Source organism: Pseudomonas sp. 10-1B (assembly GCF_000935045.1).
GTDB lineage: Bacteria > Pseudomonadota > Gammaproteobacteria > Pseudomonadales > Pseudomonadaceae > Aquipseudomonas.
In genome coordinates this window covers 34,906-46,740 of sequence record NZ_JYKS01000055.1, presented here as the reverse complement: position 1 = coordinate 46,740, position 11,835 = coordinate 34,906, and the positions used below count along the sequence as shown (strand labels likewise).

Annotated in this window: 9 protein-coding genes; 8 read left to right on the top strand and 1 reads right to left on the bottom strand. The window is 63.5% G+C overall.

What is annotated here, in order from left to right; translation table 11 throughout:
• Positions 1–281: 281 nt before the first annotated feature.
• From TZ03_RS24475 to astE, 7 genes are all read left to right on the top strand, one after another.
• Positions 282–1,502 (top strand): acetylornithine transaminase, encoded by a 1,221-nt coding sequence (locus tag TZ03_RS24475; RefSeq protein ID WP_051100969.1) that lies wholly within the window; start codon positions 282–284, stop codon positions 1,500–1,502.
• Positions 1,503–1,637: 135 nt separating this feature from the next.
• Positions 1,638–2,657 carry an arginine/ornithine succinyltransferase subunit alpha gene (gene aruF / locus TZ03_RS24470; RefSeq protein ID WP_051100968.1) on the top strand — a complete coding sequence of 340 codons (1,020 nt, stop codon included), beginning with the start codon at positions 1,638–1,640 and terminating at the stop codon, positions 2,655–2,657.
• A 77-nt stretch (positions 2,658–2,734) separates the two neighbouring features.
• A complete protein-coding gene (gene astA / locus TZ03_RS24465; RefSeq protein ID WP_051100967.1) occupies positions 2,735–3,763 on the top strand; it encodes an arginine N-succinyltransferase in 1,029 nt (342 codons plus the stop codon).
• Complete coding sequence (astD, locus tag TZ03_RS24460) at positions 3,764–5,227, top strand: succinylglutamate-semialdehyde dehydrogenase (protein WP_051100966.1); 1,464 nt, start codon at positions 3,764–3,766, stop codon at positions 5,225–5,227.
• A gap of 23 nt (positions 5,228–5,250) precedes the next feature.
• Positions 5,251–6,600 (top strand): N-succinylarginine dihydrolase, encoded by a 1,350-nt coding sequence (gene astB, locus TZ03_RS24455; protein ID WP_051100965.1) that lies wholly within the window; start codon positions 5,251–5,253, stop codon positions 6,598–6,600.
• Positions 6,601–6,614: 14 nt separating this feature from the next.
• Positions 6,615–6,905: a topoisomerase II gene (locus TZ03_RS24450; protein WP_003256592.1), complete on the top strand. Its 291-nt coding sequence runs from the start codon at positions 6,615–6,617 to the stop codon at positions 6,903–6,905.
• A gap of 10 nt (positions 6,906–6,915) precedes the next feature.
• Positions 6,916–7,923: a succinylglutamate desuccinylase gene (gene astE, locus TZ03_RS24445; protein ID WP_051100964.1), complete on the top strand. Its 1,008-nt coding sequence runs from the start codon at positions 6,916–6,918 to the stop codon at positions 7,921–7,923.
• A gap of 5 nt (positions 7,924–7,928) precedes the next feature.
• On the opposite strand, the gene TZ03_RS24440 is transcribed toward astE, so the two are convergent.
• Positions 7,929–8,765 carry a hypothetical protein gene (locus TZ03_RS24440; RefSeq protein WP_051100963.1) on the bottom strand — a complete coding sequence of 279 codons (837 nt, stop codon included), beginning with the start codon at positions 8,763–8,765 and terminating at the stop codon, positions 7,929–7,931.
• Between the two features lie 375 nt (positions 8,766–9,140).
• Here TZ03_RS24440 and alaS point away from each other — a divergent pair, with 375 nt between their 5' ends.
• On the top strand, positions 9,141–11,765 hold the full coding sequence (gene alaS / locus TZ03_RS24435) for an alanine--tRNA ligase (protein WP_051100962.1): 2,625 nt from the start codon (positions 9,141–9,143) through the stop codon (positions 11,763–11,765).
• The last annotated feature ends 70 nt before the right edge of the window (positions 11,766–11,835 follow it).

Sequence of the window (11,835 nt, the reverse complement as noted above, 5' to 3'; positions counted from 1 at the left end):
AGCGCCGCGCGGGCGGCGCTCGATCTCACAGGCACCACCTCAACGTCGCCGAACATCCCGCCCCTCACAAACCTGTGTGAACACCCGTTCACCCAGCCCCCCTCTCTCCCGTACACTGCGCGATTGCGACAGTGTTTGTCGCATTGCCGAAAGCCTTGTCAAAACTGGGTTTTGCGCTGTAACAAGTTGTCGCTTGGCCGCAAGGACAGGCGCGGATCAGTCCTTACAATCCCCCCATCGCTCGCCACTTCCAGGCCAGCGTTCCTCTTCAGGAGACTCAGATGTCCGTTGAGCAAGCCCCGGTGCAACGTGCCGATTTCGACCAGGTCATGGTTCCCAACTATTCTCCGGCGGCCTTCATTCCTGTGCGAGGCGAGGGTTCCCGCGTCTGGGACCAGTCGGGTCGCGAGCTGATCGACTTTGCCGGCGGCATCGCGGTCAACGCTCTGGGCCACTGCCACCCGGCACTGGTCAAGGCCCTGACCGAGCAAGCCAACACCCTCTGGCACGTATCCAACGTGTTCACCAACGAGCCGGCCCTGCGCCTGGCCCACAAGCTGGTGGACGCCACCTTTGCCGACCGCGCGTTCTTCTGCAACTCCGGCGCCGAGGCCAACGAGGCCGCCTTCAAGCTGGCCCGTCGCGTCGCCCATGACCGCTTCGGCCCGGAAAAGCACGAAATCATCGCCACCGTGAACAGCTTCCACGGCCGCACCTTGTTCACCGTCAGCGTCGGTGGCCAGCCGAAGTACTCCGACGGTTTCGGCCCGAAGATCACCGGCATCAGCCACGTGCCATACAACGACCTGGAAGCGCTGAAGGCGCAGATTTCCGCCAAGACCTGCGCCGTGGTGATCGAGCCGATCCAGGGCGAGAGCGGCGTAGTGCCGGCCGACAAGGCCTACCTGGAAGGCGCGCGCAAACTGTGTGACGAGCACAACGCCCTGCTGATCTTCGACGAAGTGCAGACCGGTGTGGGCCGTACCGGCTCGCTGTATGCCTACCAGCACTACGGCGTGACGCCCGACATCCTGACCAGCGCCAAGAGCCTGGGCGGCGGCTTCCCGATTGGCGCCATGCTGACCACCACCGAGCTGGCCAAGCACCTGGCCGTCGGCACCCACGGCACCACCTACGGCGGCAACCCGCTGGGCTGCGCCGTTGCCTGCGCCGTGCTGGACGTGATCAACACCCCGGAAACCCTGGCTGGTATCAAGGCCAAGCATGAGCGCTTCAAGGCTCGCCTGGAGCAGATCGGCCAGCAGTACAAGCTGTTCAGCCAGGTGCGTGGCGTTGGCCTGCTGCTGGGCTGCGTGCTGACCGAGGCGTGGCAAGGCAAGGCCAAGGACGTGCTCAACGCCGCCGAGAAAGAAGGCTTGATGGTGCTGCAGGCCGGCCCGGATGTGGTCCGCTTCGCGCCAAGCCTGGTGGTCGAAGACGCCGACATCGACGAAGGCCTGGACCGCTTCGAGCGCGCCGTGGCCACCCTGACCCAAGGCTGATCCGCCGGCGGTCCTTTCGCCGGCCCTGGCCATGCCTGGGCCGGGCCGGCGATACCCGAATCCAGTGCAGGTGCCTGTGCACCTGCCGTTTTTCCGTGCCGCCGTGAGCGGCCCGTATTCCAAAGGAGTGACACCATGCTGGTGATGCGCCCCGCGCAAATGGCTGATCTGAACGAAGTGCAGCGCATGGCTGCAGACAGCCCCATTGGTGTCACCTCGCTGCCGGACGACGCTGCTCGCCTGGGCGACAAGATTGCCGCCTCCGAGACTTCCTTCGCCGCCGAGGTCAGCTTCAACGGCGAGGAAAGCTACTTCTTCGTGCTCGAAGACAGCGAAACCGGCAAGCTGGCCGGCTGCTCGGCCATCGTCGCTTCGGCCGGCTACTCCGAGCCGTTCTACAGCTTTCGTAACGAGACCTTCGTGCACGCTTCGCGCGAGCTGAAGATCCACAACAAGATCCACGTGCTGTCGCTGTGCCATGACCTGACCGGCAACAGCCTGCTGACCAGCTTCTACGTGCTGCCAGAGCTGGTGAACAGTGCCTGGGCCGAGCTCAATTCGCGCGGCCGCCTGCTGTTCATGGCCGCGCACCCGGAGCGTTTCGCCGACTCGGTGGTGACCGAGATCGTCGGCTACAGCGACGAGCAGGGTGAATCGCCGTTCTGGGATGCCATCGGCCGCAATTTCTTCGACCTCAACTATGCCGACGCCGAGCGCCTGTGTGGCCTGAAGAGCCGTACCTTTCTCGCAGAGCTGATGCCGCATTACCCGATCTACGTACCGCTGTTGCCTGACGAAGCGCAGGAAGCCATGGGCCAAGTACACCCGCGGGCGCAGATCACCTTCGACATCCTCATGCGCGAAGGCTTCGAGACCGAGCACTACATCGACATCTTCGACGGCGGCCCGACCCTGCATGCGCGCACCTCGGGCATCCGCTCGATCGCTCAGAGCCGGGTAGTGCCGGTGAAGATCGAAGAGGCTCCGGCCAAGGGCGGGCGCCCGTACCTGGTGTGCAACGGCCAGTTGCAGGACTACCGTGCGGTGCTGCTGGAGCTCGACTGGGTACCTGGCAAACCGGTCAGCCTGAATGTGGCTGCAGCCGACGCGCTGGGCGTGGGCGAGGGTGCCAGCGTGCGCCTGGTCGCGGTCTGAGGTCTGGCAACAGACGTTTCGGGATAGATGCGTTAGAGAGTTTCGCGCCGGCCGACGCCGCCGCACAAGGAGATAGCATGATCGTTCGTCCTGTACGCAGCAGCGATTTGCCTGCGCTGATCGAATTGGCACGCAGCACCGGCACCACCGGGCTGACCACGCTGCCTGCCAACGAAGAACGCCTGGGGCATCGCGTTGGCTGGGCGGAAAAGAGCTTCCGTGGCGAGGCCGAGCGTGGCGACACCGACTACCTGTTCGTGCTGGAAAACGACGAAGGCCTGGTGGTGGGCATCAGTGCCATCGCCGGTGCCGTCGGCCTGCGCGAGCCCTGGTACAACTACCGGGTCGGCCTCACCGTCAGCGCTTCGCAGGAGCTGAAGATCTACCGCGAAATCCCCACCCTGTTCCTGGCCAACGACCTGACCGGCAACTCCGAGCTGTGCTCGTTGTTCCTGCGCAGCGACTATCGCTCTGGCCTCAATGGCCGCCTGCTGTCGCGCGCGCGCATGCTGTTCATCGCCGAGTTCCCCGAACTGTTCGGCAAGAAGATCATCGCCGAAATGCGCGGCATGTCCGACGAGCAGGGCCGCTCGCCGTTCTGGGAAAGCCTGGGCCGGCACTTCTTCAAGATGGAGTTCAGCCAGGCCGACTACCTCACCGGCGTGGGCAACAAGTCGTTCATCGCCGAGCTGATGCCGAAGTTCCCGTTGTACACCTGTTTCCTGTCCGAGGCCGCACGTAACGTGATCGGTCGCGTGCACACCGACACCGAGCCTGCGCTGGCGATGCTCAAGCAGGAAGGTTTCAGTTATCAGGGCTACGTCGACATTTTCGACGCCGGCCCCGCCATCGAATGCGATACCGCCAGGATCCGCGCTGTGCGCGAGAGCCAGACGCTGGTGCTGGCGATAGGCACGCCGGGCGATGACGCCACCCCTTACATCATCCACAACCGCAAGCGCGACGACTGCCGCATCACTGCTGCACCTGCGCGGCTGGCCGCTGGCACCCTGGTGGTCGACCCGCTGACCGCCAAGCGCCTGCGCATGGGCGCCGGCGACAATGTGCGCGCGGTACCGCTGTCGGCTAGCCGGGAGGCCCTGTAAATGACCACGCATTACATCGCAGGCAGTTGGCAGGCCGGCCAGGGCGAAGCGCTGCAGTCGCTGAACCCGGTGACGCAGGCCGTGGTCTGGCAAGGGCAGGGCGCTGACGCCAGCCAGGTGGACGCCGCCGTGCAGGCTGCGCGCCAAGCCTTCCCGGCCTGGGCGCAATTGAGCCTGGAAGCGCGTATCGATGTGCTGGAAAAGTTCGCTGCGCAGCTCAAGGCGCATGCCGAAGCCATGGCCCAGTGCATTGGCGAGGAAACCGGCAAGCCGCTGTGGGAGTCGGCCACCGAAGTTACCAGCATGATCAACAAGGTAGCGATCTCGGTACAAAGCTACCGCGAGCGCACCGGCGAAAAGAGCGGCCCGCTGGCCGATGCCACGGCGGTGCTACGGCACAAGCCCCACGGCGTGGTGGCGGTGTTCGGCCCCTACAACTTCCCCGGCCACCTGCCCAACGGCCACATTGTGCCGGCGCTGCTGGCAGGCAACTGCGTGGTGTTCAAGCCCAGCGAGCTGACCCCCAAGGTCGCCGAGCTGACCGTCAACTGCTGGATCGCCGCCGGCCTGCCGGCGGGCGTGCTGAACCTGGTGCAGGGCGCACGTGAAACCGGTGTGGCGCTGGCCGCCAACCCAGGTATCGATGGCCTGTTCTTCACCGGTTCCAGCCGCACCGGCAACTTGCTGCACCAGCAATTCGCTGGCCGGCCGGACAAGATCCTGGCCCTGGAAATGGGCGGCAACAACCCGCTGGTGGTCGACGAGGTCAAGGACATCGATGCGGCGGTGTACACCATTATCCAGTCGGCGTTCATTTCTGCCGGCCAGCGCTGTACCTGCGCCCGGCGCCTGCTGGTGCCGCAAGGTGCCTGGGGCGATGCGCTGATCGCGCGCCTGGTCGAGGTGTGCAAAACCATCACGGTCGGGGCGTTCGATGAGCAGCCGGCGCCGTTCATGGGCTCGGTGATTTCCCTGCAGGCGGCGCGGGCGCTGATTGCGGCCCAGGCCGAACTGGCCGCCAAAGGTGGCGTGAAGCTGCTGGAAATGACCCAGCCGCAGGCCGATGCCGCGCTGCTGACACCGGGCATCGTCGATGTCACCGCCGTGGCCGAGCGCCCGGACGAAGAGTTCTTCGGCCCGCTGCTGCAGGTAATCCGCTACACCGACTTCGATGCCGCCATCGATGAGGCCAACAGCACCCAGTACGGCCTGGCTGCCGGCTTGTTGTCCGACTCGCGCGCCCGCTACCAGTACTTCTGGCTGCGCAGCCGGGCCGGCATCGTCAACTGGAACAAGCAGCTGACTGGTGCCGCCAGCAGCGCGCCGTTCGGTGGCGTGGGTGCCAGTGGCAACCACCGCGCCAGTGCCTATTACGCGGCTGACTACTGCGCTTACCCCGTGGCTTCGCTGGAGACCGCCAGCCTTGCCTTGCCGGCGACCCTGACGCCGGGCGTCACCCTATAACAACAGGTCACGGAGCCTAGCCGATGAAATCCTATGAAGTGAATTTTGATGGCCTGGTGGGGCCTACCCACAACTACGGCGGCCTGTCCTATGGCAACGTGGCTTCGCAGAGCAACAGCCAGCAGGGATCCAACCCGCGTGAGGCCGCGCGCCAAGGCCTGGCGAAGATGAAAGCGCTGGCTGACATGGGCTTCAAGCAGGGTGTGCTGGCGCCGCAGGAGCGCCCGGACGTGGCCGCACTGCGCCGTCTGGGCTTCAGCGGCAGCGATGCCGAAGTGATCCAGCGCGCCGCCAAGGAGGCCATGCCGCTGCTGGTGGCCAGTTGCTCGGCCTCGAGCATGTGGGTGGCCAACGCTGCTACGGTCAGCCCCAGTGCCGACACTGCCGATGGCCGCGTGCACTTCACCGCTGCCAACCTCAACTGCAAATACCACCGCAGCATCGAACACCCGACCACCAGCCGTGTGCTGGGTGCCATGTTCAACAACGAGAAACACTTTGCCCACCACGCGGCGCTGCCTGCCGTGGCACAGTTCGGTGACGAGGGCGCGGCCAACCACACGCGCTTCTGCCGCGCCTATGGCGAGGCTGGCGTGGAATTCTTCGTCTACGGCCGCAGTGCCTTCGACAGCCGCTACCCGGCGCCGCAGAAGTACCCGGCCCGGCAAACCCTCGAGGCTTCGCAGGCCGTGGCCCGGCTGCATGGCCTGAGCGATGACGGTGTGGTCTACGCTCAACAGAACCCGGCGGTGATCGATCAGGGCGTGTTCCACAATGACGTGATTTCGGTGGGTAACGGTGAAGTGCTGTTCTACCACGAGGATGCGTTCCTCGAGACCGACGCGGTACTTGGCCAGCTGCGAGCTAAACTGGCCAGCAAGGGTGGCAACTTCCAGGCCATCTGCGTGCCACGGGCAGCGGTGACGGTGGAGGACGCGGTGCGTTCCTACCTGTTCAACAGCCAACTGCTCAGCCGCGACGACGGCTCCATGCTGCTGGTGGTGCCGGAAGAGTGCCGCAACAATGAGCGGGTCTGGGCCTACCTGGGCCAGCTGACCAGCCACGGCGGCCCGGTGAAGGAGGTCAAGGTGTTCGACCTCAAGCAGAGTATGCAGAACGGCGGTGGCCCGGCTTGCCTGCGTTTGCGCGTGGCCTTGAAGGAAACGGAACTGGCGGCGGTCAACCAAGGCGTTATCATGACCGCCTCGCTGTACGACACCCTGCTGCAGTGGGTCGACAAGCACTACCGCGATCGCCTTGGCGAAGCGGACCTGGCCGACCCGCAACTGCTGCTGGAGTGCCGCACAGCACTGGACGAATTGACCCAGATCCTGAAGTTGGGCTCGGTGTATCCGTTCCAACGCCAACCTTGAAGAGAGACTTTGCAATGACCGACGCCCTGCGCCTGATCCTCGAAGATGAAGACGGCACCCAGCTGGAAACTTCCTGCACTCGCTTTGCCGTGGTCTGGCAAGGCAAGGAAGTGTGGATTCAGCAGGACGGCCGTGGCCAGCTGCTGATTGGCGTGGATGTCGAGGAAGACGACACCGAGTACGCCAACCTGCTGCTGCGCCCGATGGCCACCAACCTGGTCAGCCTGCAACTGGAAATGGAGCCGGCCGAGGTTGGCGAAGACGACGATCACGTCCATGGCCCCGACTGCGGCCACCACCACTAAGGAAGTCCCTATGCTCGCCCTTGGCAAATTGCTTGAGCTGACCCTCACCGATCACGAACCGGCCGAGAAGACCCAAGTGACACCCAAGGGCGCGCGTTTGCGCTGGCTGGGGGAGGGCGCGCTCGAAGTGCGCCCGGCTGAAAACGACGATTGTGGGCTGGACTTGCTATTGTCCGCCGGCATCCACGGCAACGAAACCGCGCCGATCGAGTTGCTCGAACGGCTGCTGCATGGCGTGGCCAACGGCAAGATCAAACCCAAGGCGCGGGTGCTGTTCCTGTTCGGCAACCCGGTGGCGATCCGCAAGGGTGAGCGCTTCATCGAGCAGGACATCAACCGCCTGTTCAACGGTCGCCACGAGCTGTCCAGTGGCTTCGAGGCATTGCGTGCCGCCGAGCTGGAACAGTTCGCCCGGGTGTTCTTCAGTCAACCGGGGCGCAGCCGCCTGCATTACGACCTGCATACTGCCATCCGTGGTTCGAAGATCGAGCAATTTGCCTTGTATCCCTATAAAGAGGGGCGCAAGCATTCCCGTCGCGAACTGGCGCGCCTGGCGGCGGCGGGCATGGAAGCGGTGTTGCTGCAAAGCAAGTCCTCCATCACCTTCAGCGCCTTTACCTACGAACAGCTGGATGCTGAGGCTTTCACCCTGGAACTGGGCAAGGCTCGCCCGTTCGGCCAGAACGAGCAGGTCAACCTCGACAAGCTGGAAGAGCGCCTGATCAGCATCATCGAAGCTACCGAGCCAGAGGATGAAATCTCGCTGGATGGCCTGCAGCTGTTCAGTGTTTCCCGTGAAATCATCAAGCACAGCGACAGCTTCCACCTGCACCTGCCGGCGGACATCGAGAACTTTTCCGAGCTGAGCAAGGGCTACCTGCTGGCTGAAGACCTGGCCGAGATGCGCTGGGTGGTCGAGGAAGAGGGCGCACGCATCATCTTCCCCAACCCCAAGGTCAGGAATGGCCTCAGGGCGGGGATTCTCATCGTGCCCGATGAAGGGCGCAGCTTGTCATGAGGCGTTCAATCGCCCGGCGTCGGGGTTGGGATCAAGCTGTCTGGCGCTAGCGCGTTGTAAACCTCTTGCAGCATTCTTGTCAGCGTGGTCAGCCCGTCGAGGCCGTTTGCATCGTAGGGGTCGTAAAGTACGGCGGTATAGTCGCCGGGTAGCAGGTGGGAATACTTGGCCGGGATCACGCCCTGCAGGTCAAAGCCAGGTCCCTGTTGCAGCGGGCCGGTATAGCACTGCATGAGTACGATATCCGGCACGTTGGCGTACTGCTGGCGCGCCTTGTCCAATAACCGTTTTAGCTCGGGATAGCCAGGCAGCAACGCCAGTTGTTCGAATACCCGTGCCTGGAACTGCGGTGTGCCATAGAGGAACAGGTGCTCGAACGCGGTGATCTCGAAAAGGTTGTCGCGGCTCGCGTTACCGTCCACGCGCACAGGGTAATCGACGCCTTGGCCTATGCCTGCAGGGGCCTCTGCAGCCACGAACAGTAAATGAAGCCGTTGCTCAGAAGAGGCTGGCTGGATCGTGAAGGGTTGCCCGTCGACCTCGAGCGTAATGTTGCTGTCTTGGCGCAACTTCACATCGGTGGTGTTCAGCCAGACAAGAAGTTCGTCAATGCTGCCGACGACTGCCTCGCCGTCCATGGCATCGATTAGCCGACGCTGTATGTGTATGACGGGTGATTTGTAGAGGTCGAAGAGCTCGAAATTGAAGTAGACGCGAGACGCCCCGAGCGCTGATTCGGCGGGATCATCATAGGCGATAGCCTCATCCATCTCGCCGAAGCCGGCCGACTTGCTTTTGTCATTTCCGTCTATGTGCTGTGCAGTTATTGCGGGGGTTGCCATGTGCATCACCTGCTGGTTGAGTGGTTGGCCAGATTAGGTGGGTGCAAAGCCTGCAAGGCTGCATATATGTAGGGTGCAATGATCAGCCATCGTGCTACGGGGTTTCGGATCCCATCCATGATGAAAACCCTTTAATGCACCGCCTGTTCCATTTTCCCTCCTCATGAGCGGTAATTGGCTTGCCAGTGGCGAAACCCAGGATTTAGCATCCGGTCATGTCGTTTTCGTTTGCATAGCCCGAAAAACCGCCCAAACGACGGTTTCTATCGTATAAACACACTGCATCGAGATTGCAGGACCGATATAATGCGGCCCTTTGCCGTCGTTTCGTCGACGCGTTTGCCCAACAGGGCCGCCGTTTCCGTGGAAGAACCTATGAAAAGCGCAGAAATCCGTGAAGCCTTCCTTCGCTTCTTCGAAGAGCAGGGCCATACCCGAGTCGCCTCCAGTTCGCTGATTCCGAACAACGACCCGACCCTGCTGTTCACCAACGCAGGCATGAACCAGTTCAAGGACTGCTTCCTCGGCGCGGAGAAGCGTGCCTACACCCGTGCCGTCAGCAGCCAGAAGTGCGTGCGCGCCGGTGGCAAGCACAACGACCTGGAAAACGTCGGTTACACCGCGCGTCACCACACCTTCTTCGAAATGCTGGGCAACTTCAGCTTCGGCGACTATTTCAAGCGCGACGCAATCACCTTCGCCTGGACCTTCCTGACCTCGGAAAAATGGCTGAACCTGCCCAAGGAAAAGCTCTGGGTCACGGTTTACGCCACTGACGACGAAGCGTACGACATCTGGACCAAGGAAGTCGGCGTGCCAGCCGAGCGCATGGTGCGCATCGGCGACAACAAGGGCGCCCCGTACGCCTCGGACAACTTCTGGACCATGGGCGACACCGGCCCGTGCGGCCCGTGCACCGAGATCTTCTACGACCACGGCCCGGACATCTGGGGCGGCCCACCCGGCTCGCCGGAAGAAGACGGTGACCGCTACATCGAGATCTGGAACAACGTCTTCATGCAGTTCAACCGCACTGCCGACGGCGTGCTGCACCCGCTGCCAGCGCCGTCGGTGGACACCGGCATGGGCCTGGAGCGCGTCAGCGCCGTGCTGCAGCACGTGCACTCGAACTACGAGATCGACCTGTTCCAGAACCTGCTGGCCGCCGCGGCCAAGGCCATCGGTTGCAGCAATGACGGCCAGGCCTCGCTGAAAGTGGTCGCCGACCACATCCGCTCGTGCGGCTTCCTGATCGCTGATGGCGTGCTGCCGTCCAACGAAGGCCGCGGCTATGTGCTGCGCCGCATCATTCGCCGTGCGTGCCGCCACGGCAACAAGCTGGGCGCCAAGGGTAGCTTCTTCTACCAGATCGTCGCTGCACTGGTCGCCGAAATGGGCGAGGCCTTCCCTGAGCTGAAAAGCCAGCAGGCGCACATCGAGCGCGTGCTCAAGGCTGAAGAGGAGCAGTTCGCCAAGACCCTGGAGCAGGGCCTGCGCATCCTCGAGCAGGACCTGGCCCAGCTGAAAGGCGACGTGGTGCCGGGCGACGTGGTGTTCAAGCTGTACGACACCTACGGCTTCCCGATGGACCTGACTGCGGATATCGCCCGTGAGCGCGAGCTGACCATCGACGAAGCCGGCTTCGAGCGCGAAATGGACGCCCAGCGTGAGCGTGCCCGTTCCGCCAGTGCCTTCGGCATGGACTACAACAGCCTGGTCAAGGTCGACAGCGCCACCGAATTCCTCGGCTACGACGCTACCGAAGGCCAGGGCAAGATCATCGCCCTGTACAAGGACGGCCAGGCGGTCGACCAGCTGGGTGAAGGCGAGCAGGGCGTAGTGGTGCTCGACCGTACGCCGTTCTACGCCGAATCCGGTGGCCAGGTAGGTGACACCGGCTTCCTGCAGGCTGGCGCTGCACGCTTCGACGTGCGCGATACCACCAAGACCGGCGGCGCATTCCTGCACCACGGCGTGGTCGCCAGCGGTGCGCTGGTGATCGGTTCGCCAGTCGAGGCCAAGGTCGATGCCGAAGTGCAGCACGCCACCTCGCTGAACCACTCCGCCACTCACCTGCTGCACGAAGCGCTGCGTCAGGTGCTGGGCGAGCATGTACAGCAGAAGGGCTCGCTGGTCGACAGCCAGCGCCTGCGTTTCGACTTCAGCCACTTCGAGGCGGTGAAACCGGAGCAGATCAAGGCCCTGGAAGACATCGTCAACCGCGAAGTGCGCAAGAACACTGCCGTTGAAACCGAACTGACCGACATCGAAACCGCCAAGGCCAAGGGCGCCATGGCGCTGTTCGGCGAGAAGTACGGCGACACCGTGCGTGTGCTGAGCATGGGCGGCGATTTCTCGGTGGAGCTGTGCGGCGGTATCCACGCCAAGCGCACCGGTGACATCAGCCTGTTCAAGATCATCAGCGAAGGCGGCGTGGCCTCTGGCGTGCGCCGTATCGAAGCGGTGACCGGCGCCGCTGCGCTGGCTTACCTGAACGCTGCCGAAGAGCAGGTCAAGGAAGCCGCGCAACTGGTGAAAGGTAACCGTGACAACCTGATCGACAAGCTGTCGGCTGTGCTCGAGCGCAACCGCCAGCTGGAGAAGCAGCTGGAACAGCTGCAGGCCAAGGCCGCCAGCGCCGCCGGGGACGATCTCTCCAACGCGGCCGTTGAGGTCAAGGGTGCCAAGGTCCTCGCCGCCCGCCTGGATGGGCAGGACGGCAAGGCCCTGCTGGCCCTGGTCGATCAGCTGAAGAACAAGCTCGGCCACGCAGTGATCCTGCTGGGCAGCGAGCATGAGGGCAAGGTCGTGCTGGTGGCCGGTGTGACCAAGGACCTCTCCGGCCAACTCAAGGCTGGCGATCTGATGAAACAAGCCGCTGCGGCAGTGGGTGGCAAGGGCGGTGGCCGTCCGGACATGGCCCAGGGTGGTGGCGTCGACGTCGCTGCGCTGGACCAGGCCCTGGCGCTGGCCGTGCCATTCGCAGAGCAGGGACTTTGAGATGGGGCGGCCGACGGTCTAGTCGTCGGCTGCCCCATGTTGGATTGTTTTTTGGGGCCCTGTATGGGCT